The organism is Alishewanella aestuarii B11, from assembly GCF_000280055.1.
Classification (GTDB): Bacteria; Pseudomonadota; Gammaproteobacteria; order Enterobacterales; family Alteromonadaceae; genus Alishewanella; species Alishewanella aestuarii.
The window spans coordinates 201,742-221,938 of sequence record NZ_ALAB01000027.1 but is presented as its reverse complement, the minus strand read 5'-3'; the positions used below and the strand labels follow the sequence as shown (position 1 = coordinate 221,938).

The 20,197-nt window shown below is 52.6% G+C and carries 21 protein-coding genes; 17 read left to right on the top strand and 4 right to left on the bottom strand.

All coding sequences use genetic code 11. From position 1 onward, the window contains the following. Positions 1–16: 16 nt before the first annotated feature. Positions 17–823, top strand: a complete 807-nt coding sequence (gene speD, locus AEST_RS10595) for an adenosylmethionine decarboxylase (RefSeq protein ID WP_008608992.1) — start codon at positions 17–19, stop codon at positions 821–823. 78 nt (positions 824–901) lie between these two features. Here speD and AEST_RS10590 read toward each other — a convergent pair whose 3' ends face one another. Beyond that, positions 902–1,798 (bottom strand): phosphoribulokinase, encoded by an 897-nt coding sequence (locus tag AEST_RS10590; protein WP_008608991.1) that lies wholly within the window; start codon positions 1,796–1,798, stop codon positions 902–904. Positions 1,799–1,933: 135 nt separating this feature from the next. Here AEST_RS10590 and AEST_RS10585 point away from each other — a divergent pair, with 135 nt between their 5' ends. Continuing rightward, complete coding sequence (locus AEST_RS10585) at positions 1,934–2,326, top strand: MAPEG family protein (protein WP_008608990.1); 393 nt, start codon at positions 1,934–1,936, stop codon at positions 2,324–2,326. Here the strand turns inward: AEST_RS10585 and AEST_RS10580 are convergent. The 3 genes from AEST_RS10580 to AEST_RS10570 are packed head-to-tail and all read right to left on the bottom strand — an operon-like array spanning position 2,323 to position 6,322. After that, positions 2,323–4,101 (bottom strand): ExeM/NucH family extracellular endonuclease, encoded by a 1,779-nt coding sequence (locus tag AEST_RS10580; protein WP_008608989.1) that lies wholly within the window; start codon positions 4,099–4,101, stop codon positions 2,323–2,325. The two genes, AEST_RS10585 and AEST_RS10580, sit on opposite strands and share 4 nt — an antisense overlap. Positions 4,102–4,156: 55 nt before the next feature. Further along, positions 4,157–5,446: a phosphoribosylamine--glycine ligase gene (gene purD / locus AEST_RS10575; RefSeq protein WP_008608988.1), complete on the bottom strand. Its 1,290-nt coding sequence runs from the start codon at positions 5,444–5,446 to the stop codon at positions 4,157–4,159. Positions 5,447–5,479: 33 nt separating this feature from the next. Further along, positions 5,480–6,322 carry a class I SAM-dependent methyltransferase gene (locus AEST_RS10570; protein ID WP_008608987.1) on the bottom strand — a complete coding sequence of 281 codons (843 nt, stop codon included), beginning with the start codon at positions 6,320–6,322 and terminating at the stop codon, positions 5,480–5,482. 170 nt (positions 6,323–6,492) lie between these two features. On the opposite strand from AEST_RS10570, the gene trmJ reads away from it, so the two are divergent. From trmJ to hisS, 15 genes are all read left to right on the top strand, one after another. After that, positions 6,493–7,236, top strand: a complete 744-nt coding sequence (gene trmJ / locus AEST_RS10565) for a tRNA (cytosine(32)/uridine(32)-2'-O)-methyltransferase TrmJ (RefSeq protein ID WP_008608986.1) — start codon at positions 6,493–6,495, stop codon at positions 7,234–7,236. A gap of 5 nt (positions 7,237–7,241) precedes the next feature. Further along, entirely contained in the window at positions 7,242–8,045 is an 804-nt protein-coding gene (gene cysE, locus AEST_RS10560) for a serine O-acetyltransferase (RefSeq protein WP_008608985.1), read from the top strand. Positions 8,046–8,128: 83 nt separating this feature from the next. Next, positions 8,129–8,608, top strand: coding sequence for a Fe-S cluster assembly transcriptional regulator IscR (gene iscR / locus AEST_RS10555; RefSeq protein ID WP_008608983.1), 480 nt, complete (start codon positions 8,129–8,131; stop codon positions 8,606–8,608). A 19-nt stretch (positions 8,609–8,627) separates the two neighbouring features. Continuing rightward, the gene (locus tag AEST_RS10550; protein WP_008608982.1) at positions 8,628–9,842 is read left to right on the top strand and encodes an IscS subfamily cysteine desulfurase; all 1,215 of its coding nucleotides are present in this window, start codon (positions 8,628–8,630) and stop codon (positions 9,840–9,842) included. Between the two features lie 27 nt (positions 9,843–9,869). Next, complete coding sequence (iscU, locus tag AEST_RS10545; RefSeq protein ID WP_008608981.1) at positions 9,870–10,253, top strand: Fe-S cluster assembly scaffold IscU; 384 nt, start codon at positions 9,870–9,872, stop codon at positions 10,251–10,253. A gap of 6 nt (positions 10,254–10,259) precedes the next feature. Continuing rightward, complete coding sequence (iscA, locus tag AEST_RS10540; RefSeq protein WP_008608980.1) at positions 10,260–10,583, top strand: iron-sulfur cluster assembly protein IscA; 324 nt, start codon at positions 10,260–10,262, stop codon at positions 10,581–10,583. A gap of 18 nt (positions 10,584–10,601) precedes the next feature. After that, entirely contained in the window at positions 10,602–11,126 is a 525-nt protein-coding gene (hscB, locus tag AEST_RS10535) for a co-chaperone HscB (RefSeq protein ID WP_008608979.1), read from the top strand. 7 nt (positions 11,127–11,133) lie between these two features. Then, the gene (gene hscA, locus AEST_RS10530) at positions 11,134–12,990 is read left to right on the top strand and encodes a Fe-S protein assembly chaperone HscA (RefSeq protein ID WP_008608978.1); all 1,857 of its coding nucleotides are present in this window, start codon (positions 11,134–11,136) and stop codon (positions 12,988–12,990) included. Position 12,991: 1 nt separating this feature from the next. Continuing rightward, entirely contained in the window at positions 12,992–13,330 is a 339-nt protein-coding gene (fdx, locus tag AEST_RS10525) for an ISC system 2Fe-2S type ferredoxin (protein ID WP_008608977.1), read from the top strand. Between the two features lie 70 nt (positions 13,331–13,400). Continuing rightward, entirely contained in the window at positions 13,401–13,832 is a 432-nt protein-coding gene (gene ndk / locus AEST_RS10520) for a nucleoside-diphosphate kinase (protein WP_008608976.1), read from the top strand. Between the two features lie 108 nt (positions 13,833–13,940). Next, positions 13,941–15,068: a dual-specificity RNA methyltransferase RlmN gene (gene rlmN / locus AEST_RS10515; RefSeq protein WP_008608975.1), complete on the top strand. Its 1,128-nt coding sequence runs from the start codon at positions 13,941–13,943 to the stop codon at positions 15,066–15,068. A gap of 23 nt (positions 15,069–15,091) precedes the next feature. Next, positions 15,092–16,810: a type IV pilus biogenesis/stability protein PilW gene (gene pilW, locus AEST_RS10510; protein WP_008608974.1), complete on the top strand. Its 1,719-nt coding sequence runs from the start codon at positions 15,092–15,094 to the stop codon at positions 16,808–16,810. Continuing rightward, on the top strand, positions 16,797–17,735 hold the full coding sequence (locus AEST_RS10505; RefSeq protein WP_008608973.1) for a RodZ domain-containing protein: 939 nt from the start codon (positions 16,797–16,799) through the stop codon (positions 17,733–17,735). Before pilW ends, AEST_RS10505 begins: the two co-directional genes overlap by 14 nt. Next, on the top strand, positions 17,735–18,835 hold the full coding sequence (gene ispG / locus AEST_RS10500; protein WP_008608972.1) for a flavodoxin-dependent (E)-4-hydroxy-3-methylbut-2-enyl-diphosphate synthase: 1,101 nt from the start codon (positions 17,735–17,737) through the stop codon (positions 18,833–18,835). Before AEST_RS10505 ends, ispG begins: the two co-directional genes overlap by 1 nt. 93 nt (positions 18,836–18,928) lie before the next feature. Further along, positions 18,929–20,194, top strand: coding sequence for a histidine--tRNA ligase (gene hisS / locus AEST_RS10495; protein ID WP_008608969.1), 1,266 nt, complete (start codon positions 18,929–18,931; stop codon positions 20,192–20,194). Positions 20,195–20,197: the final 3 nt, after the last annotated feature.

Below are 20,197 nucleotides of genomic sequence, written 5' to 3'. Positions count from 1 at the left end.
GCGGAGAGCAAAGAAATTGGTTAAGCCTTTTGAAAAACTGAAACTGCATGGTTTTAATAACCTGACCAAAAGTTTAAGTTTTAGTCTGTACGATATCTGTTATGCCAAAACCGAACAGCATCGGCAGGAATATATTGAATATATTGATGAGCAGTATAATGCGGATCGCCTGACAGATATTCTGACTGAAGTTGTCGATATCATCGGCGCCAATATATTGAATATCGCCCGGCAGGACTATGATCCACAAGGTGCCAGCGTGACTATCCTGGTTAGCGAAGAGCCGGTGCTGGTTGACCCTGATAATTCAGAGAACCCGGGGCCACGGCCTGATGCGGTGGTGGCACATCTGGATAAGAGCCATATCTGTGTTCACACCTATCCGGAAGTACACCCACATGATGGTATCTGTACTTTCCGTGCTGACATTGAGGTGTCAACCTGCGGTATTATTTCGCCGTTAAAAGCGCTGAATTTCCTGATCCATAGTTTTGAGTCCGACGTGGTCACCATTGATTACCGGGTACGGGGTTTTACCCGTGATGTCAGTGGTACTAAACACTATATCGACCACCCGATTACCTCAATCCAGAATTTTATGGATGAGGATACGAAGAAAGCTTTCCAGATGATTGACGTTAACGTTTATCAGGAAAACCTGTTTCATACCAAGATGATGTTAAAAGAAGGTGATTTAAACAATTACCTGTTTGGTATGGGCACCGATTCGATGACGCCGGAAGAGCAGAAACTGATCTCGAAAAAAGTGTTCCGCGAAATTAAAGAGATTTTCTACGGCCGTAACCTGCCGGAAATAAAATAAGCGTAACTGCTTAGAGTCACACAGCCAGCCTTATGCTGGCTGTGTTGTTTTTGCCGCCCGAAGGCCCAGATATTAAATTCAGATATTAAATAATGAGCCCTGACCGCGGGCATCCCGTCGTTTTAGCATCAGCGCTTCAATCAGTGGCGTCAGGATCAGCTCCATCGCCAGCCCCATCTTGCCGCCGGGCACCACCAGCGTATTAACCCGTGACATAAAGGCACCGTCAATCATCTGCAAATAATAGGGAAAGTCGACATGCTTGATACCGCGAAAGCGGATCACCACAAAGCTTTCGTCCAGCGAAGGGATATCTTTAGCACTGAAAGGATTCGAAGTATCGACTGTCGGCACGCGCTGAAAGTTAATATGGGTGCGCGAGAACTGTGGCGTAATATGATTAAAATAATCTTCCATACTGCGGACTATACTGGCCTGCACCGCCTCGCGGCTATGGCCGCGCTCTGAGGTGTCACGGATAATTTTCTGGATCCACTCCAGATTGACGATAGGCACCATCCCAATCAGCAAATCGACATGCTGGGCGACATTATGTTGTTCTGTTACTGCGGCACCATGCAAGCCTTCGTAAAACAGCAGATCGGTATTTGGCCGCAGGTCCTGCCAGGGCGTAAAGGTACCGGGCAATTGGTTATAGGGCACGGCTTCGTCAAAGGTATGCAAATAATGACGGATCCGGCCGGTGCCATTTTCGGCGTAACTGGCAAAAAAGTTTTCCAGGGCGCCAAAGTCATTAGCTTCGGGTCCAAAATAGCTGATATAGCGGCCTTCTTCCTTCGCTTTACGGATCGCGACATCCATTTCCGGCCGGCTGTAACGATGAAAACAATCACCTTCAACAAAGGCGGCATCAATGCCCAGGGTGCGGAAAATATGCTTAAAGGCATTGCTGGTGGTGGTGGTGCCAGCGCCAGAGGAGCCGGTAACGGCAATGATAGGATTTTTATGCGACATAACACTTACCAGAAGCTGAATTAAAAGTACCTTAGCGGATCCGCAGGGCTTTACGCAACCCACCTTTTTGTTGATCCGAAATGGCTGGCTTAAGTACAAGCTGGTATTACCCGGAATTAAATAGGAGAACCTCACATGTCTGGCATCTTAATGCCGTTGTTTTTGATTGCCATTTTACCTTATCTGGCAAAGCTGCCTCTGGTCTGGGCTATGCACCGCGCCGGTGGCTACGACAATCATTATCCGCGTCAGCAACAAAGCCAGCTCAGTGGTTTCGGTCAGCGTTGTACTGCGGCGCATTACAATAGCTTTGAGGCGCTGGCGTTCTTTAGTGTGGCCGTGCTGATGGTGCTGGCGGTCGGGCAGGTTACGCCACTGATGCAACTGCTGGCCTGGAGTTTTGTCGGTTGTCGAGTCGGCTATCTGCTCTGTTACTGGCTGAACTGGGCGACGCTGCGTAGTCTGATCTGGCTGGCGTCGATGGCCAGTGCCATCAGCTTGATGCTGCTGGCACTGGCAAGGCTTTAAAAGCGAAAGGTCGCCAAAATCGGATCGTGGTCGGATGAACGATATGGGTTTGGCGCAAACAGTTGCTCACGCTGACTGGCGGGTTTAAAACGGGTGCTGTAATCCAGCAGCACAGGCTCATCGGCATTAATCGGCCAATGTGTAAAGCTAACCATCTTTTCTGCCAGCACCGGTGTCGTTAACAAGTGGTCCAGTGAGCCGCTCTGTCCTCTGAATACAAAGGAATAGGACGCTGCCTTACCATCATCCAGATATTGCCAGCCTTGTTGTTCAAACCAGCGGATCGGATCTTCCTGCCGGTAGGCATTAAAATCACCCATAATCACCTGATAAGCCGTGGTCACCCCGGTTGGGGTAGTCGCTAACCACTGATGCAGCGCCGTTGCTGCCTCAACCCGGGCGGCATTCCAGCAGGCCTGGCCATCGCCCTGATCGCGTTGCGTGGCGTAATCGGCGTTACCGGTTCTCGGACAGCTGCCTTTTGACTTAAAGTGGTTTATCGCCACCGTCACCACTTGCTCTGATGCGTGATGCCGGAAGCTTTGCGCAACCGGTGGCCGATGCAGGCGGGTAAAGGGAGCGGCAGTTTGGCTGGCCGCCTGACCCACTGCTGTTACCCGGCTGGCCCGATAAAACAGGCCAACTTTAATATCGTCGCTGCCCGGTGCATCGGCGAGTACCACCTGCTGATACGGCTCGCTGCTGCGTGCGTTTAAGGCGGCTAGCAAGGTCGCGCTGGCACTGCCCTCGGCATAGCCATTATTCTCCAGCTCCAGTAAGCCGATAATATCGGCATCCAGTGCCAGCAGGGCTTCCACCAACTTGGCTTGCTGGCGCGCTAACTCTGCTGCATTACGGGCACCACGCCGGGTTGGGAAGGCATTTTCCTGGCCATGGCCGGTAAAGAAATTCAGCACGTTATAGCTGGCGATACGTAACTCATCCGCTGCGGTTTTGTCAGGTGCAGCCGGCCTCGGGTTAGTTGTGATAAAGCTGGGTTTTGCCGTTGGTAGCAAGCGGTAACCGCGTTCATCCTGGTGCAGGATCCCTTCAATATTCAGTATCTGATCGCCGACCCGTAAACTGTTATATGCACTGAGCCCGGTGTCTGGGTAAGGCAGCGGATCCGGATTTTGCTGATAACGGCCGTCATCAAGCAAAATACTGCGTCTGTCATTTTCTGCGGCCAGTTGCTGTGCAGCGGCACCTGGTGTTGCCACCTGCGTCGGTACCATCAGCCGCTGGTCGGCCAGCATAATTTCACCATAGCGACCCAGATTATAGCTGTCAGTCACTACCAGTGGCTGCTCGATCCGCAGCCACATCCCCTCGTAAGCTTCCCAACTTAGCTCGGCTGGCAAGGGTAGCGTCAGACTCAGCGGCGCCAGCTCGGCCTTACCACAGTCAGCTAAGACCTCTACATCGATCAGGCTGGTCAGCTGCTCGACTTCGGCCACAGTGCCGCGCACACTTAACAGCTGGCCGGCCTGGTACTGTTCGGCGTTATTCAGCGCGACAAAGATACCTTCGGCCGTCAGCGGGTCCTGATCCGGTACCTGACTTTGCAGCATCAGGCCGGGCATAGGGCCATCAGCATAGACTACGCCCAGCACGACGCCCTGAATACTGACCTGCTGGCCGAGTAGCGGGCTTTCTATCCCTCTGCCCTGAACCTGCGCGATACTATGTGATGCGGCTTCGCAGCTAACAGGTGCCTGCTGGCAGGCCGTTAACAACAGCAAGCTACTCAGGCTGAGCCATAACGATTTTTTCATGTTGCAATCCCGATAAAAAAAGGTGCCGCAGCACCTTTTACACTTTTGCTAAAGGTTATTTTTGCTGTTCGCGCGCGACTGCCCGGTAACCGATGTCGGTACGGTAATACAGTTGCTCCCAGCTAATCGCACCAGCCAGTGTATAGGCGGCTTGTTGCGCGGCGGTGACAGTCTCACCCAGCGCAGTAGCACAGAGTACCCGACCACCGTTAGTCAGCACCTGACCATCTTTCAGCTCGGTACCGGCATGAAACACCTTGCCTGGTAACTGCGCGGCTTGCTCCAGACCGCCGATCACCTTACCTTTGGCATAGGTATCCGGATAGCCACCTGCGGCCAGTACCACGCCCACTGCGGCCTGTGGACTGAACTCCAGTTGCATTTGATCCAGTTTCCCATCTACAGCAGCCTGGCACAGCGCCACCAGATCGGATTGCAGTCGCAGCATAATCGGTTGCGTTTCCGGATCGCCAAAGCGGCAGTTAAATTCCAGTACCTTTGCCGAGCCATCTGGCGCAATCATCAGGCCGGCATACAGAAAGCCGGTAAACACATTACCCTCGGCCGCCATACCGCGGACCGTCGGATAAATCACCTGTTGCATTACCCAGTCATGCACCTCAGGTGTCACCACCGGAGCCGGTGAATAGGCACCCATACCGCCGGTATTCGGGCCTTTGTCCGCATTATCACGTGCCTTGTGATCCTGCGACGACGCGAAGGCCAGCGCATGTTGACCATCGACCATCACGATGAAGGAGGCTTCTTCACCGGTCAGGAATTCTTCAATCACTACCCGGCTGCCGGCATCACCAAACTTATTACCACTGAGCATATCGTCGATTGCAGCGAAGGCTTCAGCTTCGGTTTGGGCGATAATCACGCCCTTACCGGCAGCCAGACCGTCGGCCTTAATCACAATGGGGGTACCCAGGCGGCGCACATAGTCTTTTGCCGCGGCGATTTCAGTAAAGTTCTGGTAGGCGGCGGTTGGGATCCGGTGCCGCGCTAAAAAGTCTTTCGCGAAGGCTTTAGAGCTTTCCAGCTGGGCGGCAGCACGGGTTGGGCCAAAAATCGCCAGGCCGGCAGCACGGAATTGATCCACGACACCTTTCGCCAGCGGTGCTTCCGGCCCAACAATAGTGAGGCCGATCTGCTCTTGCTGTGCAAAGGCCAGCAGGGCATCAACATCGTCCGCGGCGATGGCCACATTCTGCAAATTGCTTTCCAGGGCTGTACCGGCATTACCCGGCGCCACGAACACCTGAGTTACCAGAGGCGATTGTGCCGCTTTCCAGGCCAGAGCATGTTCGCGGCCGCCGCCACCTATTACCATTACTTTCATTAGTTTTTCCGTTTTAGTCAGGACGCCCCATGATCAGGGCGTTGCAGGTTTCCGAAACTTTAAGGTCATACGGTCACTTTCACCGATGGCCAGATATTTATCACGATCCTGCTCACCCAGCCGCAGGGTTGGGGGCAGAGTCCAGACACCACCCGGATGATCGGCAGTATCTTTCGGGTTAGCATTAATCTCACTACGGGCTTCCAGCGTAAAGCCAGCTTGTTCCGCCAGTTTAATAGTCAGGCTCTCCGGCATATAGCCACTGCGGGTCCAGTCAGTATCCAGCTGGGTTTCCGGCAACCGATGTTCGACAATTCCCAGCACGCCACCGGGCTTTAACGCTGTGTAAAAGTGAGCAAAGGCCGTGAGCATCGCCTCTTCACCACCGGCCATATACCAGTTATGTAAATTGCGGAACGTCAGGACGACATCGGCACTGCCCGCCGGGGCAATTTCAATACCGGGGCGTGGCGCAAACTCGGTTAGCTTTACCTTGCTATAGGCCGGGTTAGCAGAGAGCTTTTCCACAAAGGCCTGCCGGCTGCGTTGGCCATAGCCCTCGGCGCTGGCCGGAAAGTGGGCGGCGTAATACACCCCTTGCTCCGCAAGCAGCGGCGCCAGAATTTCGGTATACCAGCCGCCACCCGGGGAGATCTCAACCACTGTGGCTTGCGGGGTAACGTCGAAAAACTGCAGGGTGGGTAGCGGGTTGCGGTATTGATCGCGCGTCATATTGGCGGCAGACCGCAGTGGATTATTACTGATTGCCTGCTCCAGGCTGGCTATTGGGGTGGTCGCGACCACCGCAGATGACAGTAACAGGCTGCTTAAAAGCAGGGTAGGGCGACTCAGAACTCGGCTCAGTTGGGTTAACATCAACAGCTCCTTCAAAAAGTGGCGATAGTTTAGCAAAGCAACCGCCGAAATGCAGCGGCTTTTGGCAACGGCTTGCTTCTGATTGTTTGGGTGGCTAGACTGCTAAATTTCAATCTACAACCCCTGTTGGCTATGTTAGAATAGCCGACCTTTTTAGTGCAGGTCGCTCTATGTTAGATCAGATTAAAGTCGTATTAGTGGGTACGACGCATACCGGGAATATTGGTTCGGTCGCCCGGGCGATGAAAACCATGGGCTTATCGCAGCTGTGTCTGGTCGCGCCGAAGACGGCACCGGATGGTCAGGCTTATGCGCTGGCGGCTGGTGCCAGTGAAATTCTGGCGGCGGCACAAACCTATGACACCCTGGAACAAGCCATTGCTGATTGTGCGCTGGTGATAGGCAGCAGCGCCCGCTCCCGTACCCTGAGCTGGCCGATGTTATCCAGCCGTGAATGCGGTATCAAAGCGGTACAGCAAGCTAAGACCGCGCCGGTGGCGCTGGTATTTGGTCGTGAAAGTAATGGTTTGAGCAACGAAGAATTGCAGCTGTGTAATTACCACGTTTGTATCGAGGCCAATCCGGAATACAGCTCATTGAATCTGGCGATGGCGGTACAAATTTTCTGCTACGAAGTGCGGATGGCGTATCTGGCAGCGTGCGAGTCGACAGCGGAGCCCGATCATACTGCCTATCCGACCTCGTTACAGATGGAAAACTTTTTCCAGCACCTGGAAACGGCGCTGACGCATACCGGCTTTATTATTAAGCAGCATCCGGGTGTGGTGATGACTAAGCTGCGTCGGTTATTCACCCGGGCGCGGCCGGAAGAAGCCGAATACAATATTTTACGCGGTATCCTGACCTCGATGTTGCGGTTGGAAAAAGTGGATCAGACTACTCACAAGGAGTAATTGGCATGTTTTCCGGTATCAAAGAAGATATTCGCAGTGTATTTGATCGCGATCCGGCGGCGCGCAGTACTTTTGAGGTATTAACCACCTATCCCGGTTTGCATGCTATCTGGCTGCATCGTTTAAGCCATAAATTATGGCAAGCCAATTGGAAATGGCTGGCCCGCTGGTTAAGTACCATTGGCCGCTGGTTAACCGGGGTGGAGATCCATCCCGGCGCGCGGATTGGCCGGCGTTTTTTTATCGATCATGGCATGGGCGTAGTGATCGGGGAAACCGCTGAAATAGGCGATGACTGCACCCTGTATCACGGCGTGACGCTGGGCGGTACCAGTTGGAGCCCGGGCAAACGCCATCCAACGCTGGGGAAAGGGGTGGTTATTGGCGCCGGTGCCAAGGTGTTGGGGCCCTTATATGTTGGCGAAAATGCCCGTATCGGCTCGAATGCGGTGGTGGTAAAAGATGTGCCGGCCGGTGCTACCGTTATTGGTATCCCGGGGCGGATCGTGGCGAAAGCCGATGCCGAAACCTCAGCGCAGCGGCAGCAGATGGCGAAAAAGTTTGGCTTTGATGCTTATGCAGTCTCGGCTGATAACCCGGATCCGGTTGCCAATGCTATCGGTAGTTTGCTGGATCATATTCATTTTCTGGATAACAAAGTGACTGAGCTGTGTCAGAACGTCAATCAGCTGGGGGGTAATGTCTGTTCTGAGTTGCCGCAGGTGAAGATTGATGAAGCCGAATTTAAGCTGGCAGAGCAACGCGCTGCTGAGCAGCGGCGTAAAGAAGACGAGAGCGCCAGTGCCTAATACCTGACTGTTTTAGTCAGGTTTATACTTGACTAAAATAGTCAGGAATGTACAATAGCAGCATTCTGCAACAGGAGTTGACTATGCGTTTAACCTCCAAAGGCCGCTATGCTGTTACCGCCATGCTTGATGTGGCACTACATGCCGTAAAAGGCCCGGTACCCCTGGCTGATATCTCGGAGCGGCAAGGTATTTCTTTGTCTTACCTTGAGCAATTATTTGCCCGCTTACGTAAGCAGGGCTTAGTCAGTAGTGTGCGTGGTCCGGGTGGTGGCTATCAACTGGGACTGCCAGCGGCGGCGATTTCTGTCTCTGCGGTCATTGCGGCAGTAGATGAGTCGGTCGATGCCACCCGTTGTCAGGGCAAATCAGATTGTCATGGCGGTGCCCGCTGTCTGACCCACACCTTGTGGAGCAATCTGAGCCATCGAATAGAAGACTTCCTGACCAATATCAGCCTTGAAGAGCTGGTCAATCAGGAAGAAGTGCGGCAAACCGCTTTGCAACAAAGCCGTAAAGTTAAGAATCCGGCAACGGATATTGAAGTCAGCTGTCAGCTATAAGCGCAACACGGAGCCAAGAATGAAGCTACCCATTTATTTAGACTATGCTGCGACCACCCCGGTTGATCCACGGGTTGCGGAGAAAATGATGCAATTTCTGACCATGGACGGCCAGTTTGGTAATCCAGCGTCACGTTCGCATCGTTTTGGCTGGCAGGCTGAAGAAGCGGTAGAAATTGCCCGCAGTCAAATTGCTGAGCTGGTAAATGCCGATCCGCGTGAAATTGTGTTCACTTCAGGCGCGACCGAGTCGAATAACCTGGCGATTAAAGGTGCCGCCGAGTTTTACCATAAAAAAGGTAAACACCTGATCACCGTCAAAACAGAGCATAAAGCCGTATTGGATACTATGCGCCAGTTAGAGCGTGACGGCTTTGACGTGACTTATCTGGACGTCGAAGCTAATGGTCTGGTTGATCTTACTAAGCTGGAACAGGCGATGCGCCCGGATACCACTGTGGTCAGCATTATGATGGTCAATAACGAAATTGGCGTGGTGCAGGATGTTGCGGCGATAGGGGAATTATGTCGCAGCAAAGGCATTATTTTCCATGTTGATGCCGCTCAGGCCACCGGCAAGGTTGAGATTGATCTGCAGCAGCTGAAAGTCGATTTGATGTCGTTTTCCGGCCATAAAACCTATGGTCCCAAAGGCATTGGCGCCTTGTTCGTGCGTCGTAAGCCACGTATTCGTTTAGAAGCACAAACCCATGGTGGTGGTCATGAACGTGGTATGCGTTCAGGCACCCTGGCGACACACCAAATCGTTGCGATGGGTGAAGCCTTCCGCCTGGCCAAAGAAGAAATGGCCGCTGAGCAGCAGCGTATCACCGCACTGCGTGACCGCTTGTGGAACGGCATTAAAGATATTGAACAGGTATTTTTAAACGGTGATGCCAAGGCACGGGTACCGAATATTACCAACGTCAGCTTTAACTATGTTGAAGGTGAGTCGCTGATTATGGCGCTAAAAGATATCGCCGTGTCTTCAGGCTCTGCCTGTACCTCTGCCAGCTTAGAGCCATCTTATGTGCTGCGGGCTTTGGGGCTATCAGATGAGTTGGCGCATAGTTCAATTCGTTTTAGTATCGGCCGTTTTACTACTGAAGAGCAGATTGACCACACCATCAAGATTGTACATGAGGCCATCGCCAAGCTGCGTGAAATGTCGCCGCTGTGGGATATGTACAAAGACGGTATTGATTTAAACACTGTAGCCTGGGTCGCGCACTAAGCGCACGCCAGCAGAGAGGTAATTATCATGGCATACAGTAACAAAGTAATTGATCACTACGAAAACCCACGTAACGTTGGTTCTTTCGCTAAAGATGATCCCAGTGTTGCCACCGGTATGGTCGGCGCACCCGCTTGCGGTGACGTAATGAAGCTGCAAATTAAGGTTAACGAACAGGGCGTGATTGAAGATGCCAAGTTTAAAACCTATGGTTGTGGCAGTGCTATTGCCTCCAGTTCACTGGTAACCGAATGGGTAAAAGGCAAAACACTGGACGAAGCCCAGCAAATTAAAAATACCGACATTGCGCAAGAGCTGGCGTTGCCACCGGTAAAAATTCACTGCTCGATCCTGGCTGAAGACGCCATTAAAGCCGCTATTGCTGATTACAAACAAAAGCGCGGAGGCTAAGGCCAGATGGCAATTTCGATGACAGCTGCTGCCGCTGAGCGGGTCGGCAGCTTTTTACAAAACCGGGGCAAGGGTGTCGGGCTGCGGGTCGGTGTTAAAACCACCGGTTGCTCTGGTCTGGCTTACGTACTGGAATTTGTGGATGAGCTGAATGAAGATGATCAGGTATTCGAAGATCATGGTCTGAAGCTGGTGGTCGATGGCAAAAGCCTGGTCTATATCGATGGTACTCAGCTCGACTTTGTCAAAGAAGGGCTGAACGAAGGCTTTAAATTCAATAATCCGAATGTTAACGGCGAGTGCGGTTGCGGCGAAAGCTTCACGGTATAAGTCAGGCACTGAGGTAAGATGAACTATTTTCAGTTGTTTGATCTGCCCGAGCAGTTCGAGCTGGATCTGGCTGAGCTGGGCTCACGCTATCTGGCGCTGCAGAAGCGTTTTCATCCGGACAACTACGCCGCCGGTTCGGAACGGGATCGGCTGCTCGCTGTGCAGCAAACGGCTAATATCAATGATGCTTACCATAGCCTGAAACACCCGTTGTTACGCGCTGAACATATGCTGGCACTGCGCGGCATTAAGCTAAGCAATGAACAGCGCAGCTTTACTGATCCGGCGTTTTTAATGCAACAAATGGAGCTGCGGGAACAATTAGCCGAGTTAGCTACGGTAGTGGATCCCGAACAGGCGCTGTATGACATCGAGCAAGAGCTGCAACAGCAACGCAAAGCGCTACTGAGGGCACTGCATCAGGCGTTGGCCTCAGGCACGGCGGCGCAAGATCAGCTGGCAGCCGAACTGGTACGCAAGCTAAAATTCTTTTACAAACTGCAGCAAGAGCTGGAGTTAATCGAACAGCAACTACAAGACTGAATTCATTATGGCGTTATTACAAATTGCCGAGCCGGGCCAGAGCGCGGCGCCGCATCAACATAAATTGGCTGCCGGTATTGATTTGGGGACCACCAATTCATTGGTGGCGACAGTACGCAGTGGTGAAGCCAAGGTACTGCTGAATCAGGCGGGTGAGGCGATGGTCCCCTCTGTTGTTCAGTATGGCGCTAAGCAGGTGGTCGTCGGCTCGGCCGCTGTTGCGGCTGCCGTCAGTGATCCGGAAAATACCATAGTGTCGGTCAAACGGCTGATGGGTAAAGGCTATCAGGAAACACTGGCGCTAACGGAAAAGCTCCCGTATCAGTTGATTGAACAAAGCGGCCTGGTAGCGATTGAAACGGCTGCCGGCGTGAAAAACCCGGTGGAAGTCTCCGCAGAAATTCTGGCGACCCTGGCCAATACCGCCAGTCAAACCCTTGGTGGTGAGTTAAACGGTGTAGTGATCACCGTGCCGGCCTATTTTGATGATGCGCAGCGCCAGGCTACCAAAGATGCCGCCAAACTGGCCGGTCTGAATGTGCTGCGTTTGTTAAACGAGCCAACAGCAGCAGCCTTGGCTTATGGCCTGGACTCAGGGCAGGAAGGTATTATCGCTGTCTATGATTTAGGCGGCGGCACCTTTGATATTTCGATTTTACGCTTACGACGCGGTGTGTTTGAAGTGCTGGCAACCGGTGGCGATTCGGCACTGGGTGGCGATGATTTTGATCAGGCGCTGGTAGCCTTGTTGCAGCAACAACACGATCAACCCAATCTGTCGGCCAGTGCCCGTCGGCAGTATCAGCAACAGGCGAAAGCCATTAAAGAACGCCTGACCAGCAGCGATAGCACCGATTACAGCTTTAGTGCTGATGGCCAGCAGCTAAGCGGTAGCGTCAGCCGCCAACAATTTGAAGATTTGATTAGTCCACTGGTCAAGCAAACCATTCGCGCTTGCCGGCAGAGTTTACGCGATGCCGGTTTAACAGCCGATGAAGTATTGAAAGTGGTCTTGGTCGGCGGCTCAACCCGGGTACCCTTGGTACGTCAGCAAGTCGCCGCTTTCTTTGGCTCTGAGCCGTTAACCTCAATTGACCCGGATCAGGTGGTTGCCATTGGTGCGGCGATTCAGGCCAATGTGCTGGTCGGCAATAAGGCTGATAATGAAACCCTGCTGCTGGATGTGATCCCGCTGTCGCTGGGTATCGAAACCATGGGTGGTCTGACCGAAAAAATAATCCCGCGTAATACCGTAATTCCGGTGGCGCGGGCGCAGGAATTTACCACCTTTAAAGATGGTCAGACTGCGATGGCAATCCATGTGGTACAGGGTGAGCGTGAGCTGGTCGAAGATTGCCGTTCACTGGCCCGCTTTGAACTGCGCGGCATTCCGCCGATGCCGGCCGGTGGCGCCCATATTCGTGTTACTTTTCAGGTTGATGCCGATGGGCTGCTTAGCGTCAGCGCGATGGAAAAATCAACCGGCGTGCAGGCCAGTATTCAGGTAAAACCGTCCTATGGCCTGACCGATGATCAGGTGGCGCAGATGATTAGCGGCTCGATGCAATATGCACGGCAGGATATGCAGCAGCGCTTATTACGCGAGCAGCAAGTTGAAGCGGAGCGGGTGCTGGAAGCGGTCAGTGCCGCGCTGGCGACCGATGCTGCCTTACTGAATGAGCATGAACTGGCGACCATTCGTGATGCGTTACGCCAGCTGGCCGAATTGAAACAACAGGGCGATACCGCGGCAATCAAAGCGGCAATCGAACACACCAATCAATTAACAGATGATTTTGCGGCGCGGCGGATGGATAAATCGATCCGGTTGGCGTTGCAGGGTCACAAGGTAGACGAGGTTTAACATGCCCCAGATCGTATTCTTACCTCATCCTGAGCTGTGCCCGGAAGGGGCCGCGCTGGATGCCAAAACGGGTGAAACCGTGCTCGATGTGGCGCTGAAAAACGGTATTGCCATTGAACATGCCTGCGAAAAATCCTGTGCCTGCACCACCTGCCACGTGATTATTCGTGAAGGCTTTTATTCGCTGACGCCCAGCGAAGAGCTGGAAGATGACATGCTGGATAAAGCCTGGGGTTTAGAGCCAGAATCGCGCTTAGGCTGTCAGGCCATTGTGGCTGACGAAGATTTAGTGGTGGAAATTCCGAAATACACTGTCAATATGGTTAGCGAAGGGCATTAGGTTTTTTCCGGAATTTAGCGTATACTTTGCCGCCCAAAATTTTAACCCTTTAGACTTACAGGAGCCTGACATGGCCTTAGAACGTACTTTCTCTATCGTGAAGCCGGATGCCGTAGCGAAGAACCTGATCGGCGCAATTTACAGCCGCTTCGAAGCCGCTGGCCTGCGCATTGTTGCTGCCAAGATGTTACACTTAAGCCGGGAACAGGCTGAAGGTTTCTACGCTGAGCACAAAGAGCGTCCATTCTTCAATGCGCTGGTATCTTTTATGACGTCTGGCCCGGTCATGGTACAGGTGTTAGAAGGTGAAGACGCAGTGCGTAAGAACCGCGAAATCATGGGTGCTACTAACCCGAAAGATGCTTTAGCCGGTACTTTACGTGCGGATTTCGCTGCCAGCATCGATGAGAACGCGGTTCACGGTTCAGACGCTGCGGCTTCTGCGGCCCGTGAAATTGCCTACTTCTTCACCGAAGCTGAGCTGTGCAGCCGTACCCGTTAATCCGGTAGCTGTCTGCAAAGAGACTAAGGGGGCAGCAGCCCCCTTAGTGCATTCAGCACTGCAGGAAGAAAGTTTTTTGTTGATATTGGTTAGCTGGAGTTTACTGGCATGAGCAACACCCGCGAAGTCGTCAATTTGCTGGACCTGACCCGGTCGCAAATGCAAGAGTTCTTTGTCAGTCTTGGCGAAAAGCCATTCCGTGCTGATCAGGTGATGAAATGGATTTATCACTACTGTGTTGATGATTTCGACAAAATGACCAATATCAACAAAAAACTCCGTGAACTGTTAAAGGCGCGCTGCGTGATTAAAGCGCCGGTCGTGGCCACCCGTCAGGACAGTGCCGATGGCACCATCAAGTTTGTGATGGCGCTGGAAGGCGGTCAGGAGGTGGAAACCGTCTGGATCCCGGAAAAAGATCGTCGTACCCTTTGTGTGTCTTCTCAGGTCGGTTGTGCGCTGGACTGTTCCTTCTGCTCCACGGCGCAGCAAGGCTTTAACCGTAACCTCAGTGTTTCAGAAATCATTGGTCAGGTGTGGCGGGTATCACAGATTATCGGCAGTTTTGGTGATACCGGTGAAAAACCGGTCACTAACGTGGTGATGATGGGCATGGGTGAACCGCTGCTCAATCTGAACAATGTAGTGCCGGCGATGGAACTGATGATGGAAGACTTCGGCTTTGGCTTATCCAAGCGTCGGGTCACGCTCAGTACCTCAGGTGTAGTACCGGCTCTGGATTTACTACGCGAGAAGATTGATGTCGCCTTGGCGATCTCGTTGCATGCGCCGAATAATGCGCTGCGCGATGAACTGGTGCCGGTAAATAAAAAGTATCCGATGGAAGAGTTTCTGGCGGCCTCGCGGCGCTATATTGAGCATTCTAAGGCTAACGATAAAGTCACGGTGGAATATGTGATGCTGGAAGGCATCAATGACAGCACCGATCAGGCGCATGAACTTGCTAAAGCATTGAAAGATACACCATCTAAGATTAATCTTATTCCATTCAATCCGTATCCGGGCTCGCCGTACAAGCGCTCCAGTAATTCACGGATTGATCGCTTTAACAAGGTCTTACAAGATCACGGTTTTACTGTTATGGTACGTAAAACCCGCGGCGATGATATTGATGCCGCCTGCGGACAGTTGGTCGGTGATGTCATCGACCGTACGAAACGTTTACTGAAAAAGCAGCAGAAAGGCGAGAACATAGCGGTAAAAGTGCTGCAATAACAACAAATGGATGGCCAGTGGTAATGCAGAAACTTCCTGTGGTAACCGCGCTGACGGCATTGTTTATCCTCTCTGGCTGTGTGTCAGAGAATACGATAGTGGCGAATGATCGCCAGGTCACGCAGCGCAATGTGGATAACACTGAAGCGGCTAAAACCCGTATTTCGCTGGGCTTAAATTACTTGCGTCGTGGCGATAGCACTCAGGCATTGTTTAACCTGGAACGTGCCCGCGCGATGGCGCCAAATTTGCCAGAGGTGTATAACGCTCTGGCATTTTATTATCAGACGGTCGGTGAGCATGCGCAGGCAGAAAATGCCTATAAGCAGGCTATTGCCCGCGATGCCAATAATGCTGACGCCTATAACAACTACGGTGCCTTCCTGTGCCAGATTGGCAAGTATGATGAAGCCGAACGGCTGTTGCTGGCCGCCATTGCCAAGCCGGGTTATATCCGGGTTGCTGAAAGCTATGAGAACCTGGCGCTCTGTCAGTTAGAGCAGGATCGTTTTGAACGGGCGAAGGGTTATCTGGCTTCGTCGCTGAGTCATAACGGTACCCGGATCAGCGCCCTGATTAACAGTGCCTCGGTGCATTATGCGATGGGTAGTCTGGCAGAAGCAAAAACTGACTTACAACGTATTCAACGTCTGGGCCGGGTGTCCGCGCGCAGTACTCTGCTCAATTATCTGGTCTCGGAGAAGCAGGGCGATTTGTCGACCATGAAACACGCGGAGCAATTACTGCTTACGCTGTACATCGACACCAACGAAGCCCGGCTGTTGTTACAGCAGCGTTTATTGGAAAGCGAGTTTGAGCAACTGCGCGAACGCTATAAGCAGCATTTGCTGGCGGATTTTATGCCGCAAAATTCGGCCACAGCAGCCCGGAATACCACCCAGCCTGTGGCTAATCCGCAGCTGCGGATCCGGCGCAAAATTGCTGAGCCGGAAGCGGTAGTAACGACGGCTGCCACCACCCCGCCACCAGCTACACCAGCAGCTGTAAGCACACCGCGACCAACGCATTCGACCTCAGCCATAGCTGGTAGCTTACAAAATCAGCAGCATCAGCAAAGTCAGCAAGTACAGGCGCTGGCACCCAGCACAAACCTGCCGGCAGAGCGGCAGTTAACGCCGGCGGCGACAACGGAACCGCATCGCAGCGCGGCTGAACCTGTCGTAGCAGCAACCACAACGGAACCGCAGACTAACGCTGCCGAGCCGGTGGTGACAGCAGTTAACGCAGCAGAGACCACAACCGCCAATCAGACAGCGTCTGATAGTCGCGAGCTGCCAGCCAGAATGCCAGCCAGCAGGCAGTTAAGTTATGCCGACACTTCAGCCGAAGCGGCGCAGCAAGTTCCGGTGCATTTGGTTACAGCCGGCGAATCGCTGCACAGTATTTCACTGCAGTATAATATCCTGTTGCCACGACTGTTGGAGTGGAACCATCTGACCGAGCAATCCCGGTTGCGGGTAGGCCAAAATATTTACCTTGGCCCGAATGATGCCCCTCCTGAACCGACGGCGCCGCCGGTACGTTTGGCCGCAGCCCAGCCAGTTGATAATTATTTTCATCAGGTTGCTGAGGGCGATACTATGTTTGCTATTTCATACCGCTATAATATCCGCCTTGAACGCTTTATGGCCTGGAACAATCTGACGGAAGAAAGCCGTCTGTCCATTGGTCAGCGGCTGTATATTGTCGATCCGGCTACGATAAATAATGACCCAGAATGATCTTAACCCACCAACACAGGAATTAAGTGTTGGTCAAACCCTTCGCCAGGAACGCGAAAAACGTCAACTCAGCCTGGAACAAGCTGCGCAGCAACTGAAATTGCGGGTCGAAATCTTACGCAACCTGGAATTGGACCAGCCTGATAAGGCAATCTTACCCACCTTTATGCGTGGCTATCTCAAGTCATACGCCCGGTTTTTAAAATTGCCGGAACAGGCCTTGTTGACCCGGTTTGAGCAGCAGCATCAGGTGAAAAGCGCGCCGGTGAAAACTATGCGCACTTTTTCAAACCGCTCGGCAAAACAGCGCACCGAAGCCCGTTATATGTGGCTTACCTGGTTAATTGTGCTGGTATTGCTGGTGTCATTAGCAGTCTGGTTCTGGCAAAGTGCTCGCGAGAACAAGCTGTTACAGAGTGACGCTTTGCCGGGCCCGGCACAGACATTGGTCGCGCCAACACCCGTGCTCGTTAGCGAACCGCCGCCAGGTGCGGTTGAAGTAGCTACTGTGGAGCCCGAAGTAACAGAAGTAACAACTGCCGTCGCAGAGACGCTAACCGAACTTGACGTTACGGCTTTACCGCCGGCAGCACAACAGCAACTGGAACAGCTGAATCAGGCATTACAGCAAGAGGAGGCGGTCAGTGCTGTCAGTGAACAGCCGCCACAGTCGTTACACGACAGGTTAAAGATGACCTTTAGCGATAACTGCTGGATTGATGTGTTGGATGCCAACGGCGATCGTATTGCTTTTGGTACTAAACAAGCCGGCTATGTAATGGAACTTAACGCCAAAGGGCCTTTTGTGATTACCCTGGGCAATCCCGGCGTGGTAAGCATTGAATTAAATGACCAGCCTTACGATATGTCGCGTTTCCCCGGTAACCGCGTTGCCAAGTTTACCTTGTCAGGACAAAACGAATAATGTTTGCAGAGAATCCGATTAAGCGCCGGCCCAGTACTCAGATTAAGGTCGGTAATGTACTGATTGGTGGTGATGCCCCTATCGCCGTGCAATCAATGACCAATACCCGCACTACCGACGTTGACGCGACCGTGGCGCAAATCCGTGCTATTGCTGCGGCCGGTGCCGATCTGGTGCGGGTCTCAGTACCAACAATGGAAGCAGCGGAAGCCTTTAAGCTGATTAAACAGCAATCGCCGATCCCCTTGGTAGCAGATATTCATTTTGATTACCGTATCGCACTGAAAGTCGCTGAATATGGTGTCGATTGTTTAAGGATTAACCCGGGCAATATTGGTCGTGAAGATCGGATCCGTGCTGTGGTGGATGCGGCGCGCGATCACAATATCCCGATCCGCATCGGCGTTAATGGCGGTTCGCTGGAAGCCGATATTCAGGAAAAATACCGCGAGCCGACACCGGAAGCACTGGTTGAGTCGGCAATGCGGCATGTTGATATTCTGGACCGGCTGAATTTCGATCAGTTTAAAGTTAGTGTTAAAGCGTCAGATGTGTTTTTGGCGGTAGGTGCGTATCGCTTACTGGCGACACAAATTAAACAGCCCTTGCACCTTGGCATCACCGAAGCCGGTGGTGCACGCGCCGGCGCCGTTAAGTCAGCGATTGGCTTAGGTATGCTGCTGGCTGAGGGTATCGGCGATACGTTACGGATTTCGCTGGCCGCTGATCCGGTGGAAGAAGTTAAAGTGGCCTTTGATATTCTGAAATCACTGCGCATCCGCTCACGCGGCATTAATTTTATTGCCTGCCCCAGCTGTTCGCGGCAGGAATTTGATGTGATTAAAACCATGAACGAGCTGGAGCAGCGGCTGGAAGATGTAGTAGAGCCCCTGACCGTTTCGGTAATTGGTTGCGTGGTAAATGGTCCGGGTGAAGCCTTAGTGTCTGATTTAGGTGTCGCCGGTGCCAGTAAAAAAAGTGGCTTTTACCTGAATGGCGAACGCCAAAAGCTGCGGCTCGATAATGACAACATTGCCGAGCAGCTGGAGCAGCAGGTGCGGCAGTATTTGCAGCAGCGGATTGCGGTAAAGCAAGTCTAGGGCGACATTTCAGCCACTACAGATTATAATCACGCTTTTTTATTAACCTATTGCATGTGGGCGCTGCGGCGCCCCCAAAATGGAAGCAAAATTTTGTCGAAGCAAATCCAGGCAATTCGCGGCATGAATGACTGCCTGCCGCAGGACAGTGCCCTCTGGCAATATGTAGAAACCACCTTGCGCGACACCGCTGCCAGTTATGGTTACAGCGAAATCCGTTTTCCGATTGTCGAGATGACCGAGCTGTTTAAACGCTCGATTGGTGAAGTCACCGATATCGTTGAAAAAGAGATGTATACCTTTACCGATCGCAATGGCGACAGCTTGACGCTGCGCCCGGAAGGTACCGCCTGCTGCGTCCGCGCCGGCAATGAACATGGTTTACTGTACAATCAGGAACAGCGGCTGTGGTATACCGGGCCGATGTTCCGCCACGAGCGGCCGCAAAAAGGTCGTTACCGCCAGTTTCATCAGTTTGGTCTGGAAGCCTTCGGTATTGCCACGCCGGATATTGATGCTGAAGTGATTATTCTGACGGCGCGGATTTGGCAAAAGCTGGGTTTAACGCCTTATGTAAAACTGGAACTGAACTCACTCGGCTCCAATGAGGCGCGTGCCGCCTATCGCGATAAGTTAGTTGCTTATCTGGAACAACATAAAGACTTGCTGGATGAAGACAGTCTGCGCCGGCTGTATAGCAACCCGCTGCGGGTGCTGGACAGTAAAAATCCGGCGCTGGCTGAGGTGCTGGCTAAAGCGCCTAAACTGGCTGAGCATCTGGACGCTGAGTCTGCCGCACATTTTGCCTCGCTGCAGCAGCGTTTAACCGCAGCCGGTATTGAGTTTGTGATTAATCCACGACTGGTACGTGGCCTGGATTATTACAACAAAACCGTATTTGAATGGGTAACCACTGAGCTTGGCGCTCAGGGTACCGTCTGTGCCGGTGGTCGTTATGATGGTTTGGTTGAGCAGCTCGGTGGCAAGGCGACCCCTGCGGTTGGCTTTGCGATGGGGCTGGAGCGCTTAATCCTGTTACTGCAAAGTTTAAATCTGGCACCGGATTTACCGGCGCAAGCGGATATTTATCTGCTGGCGATGGGTGAAACTGCGGAACTTGCCGCTATAAGTGTTGCCGAAAGGCTGCGTAGCGAGTTACCGGCAAAACGTGTTATCTTGCACTGCGGTGGCGGTAACCTGAAAAAACAATTTAAAAAAGCAGACAAGTCAGGCGCAGCCATAGCGCTGATTTTAGGCGAAGAAGAACTGGCGCGGCAGGAAATTACCGTTAAATGGTTGCGCGAAGAGAAGCCACAACAAACGCTAAAGCTGAGTGAACTAGCACAGCAGCTGGCCTGAAAG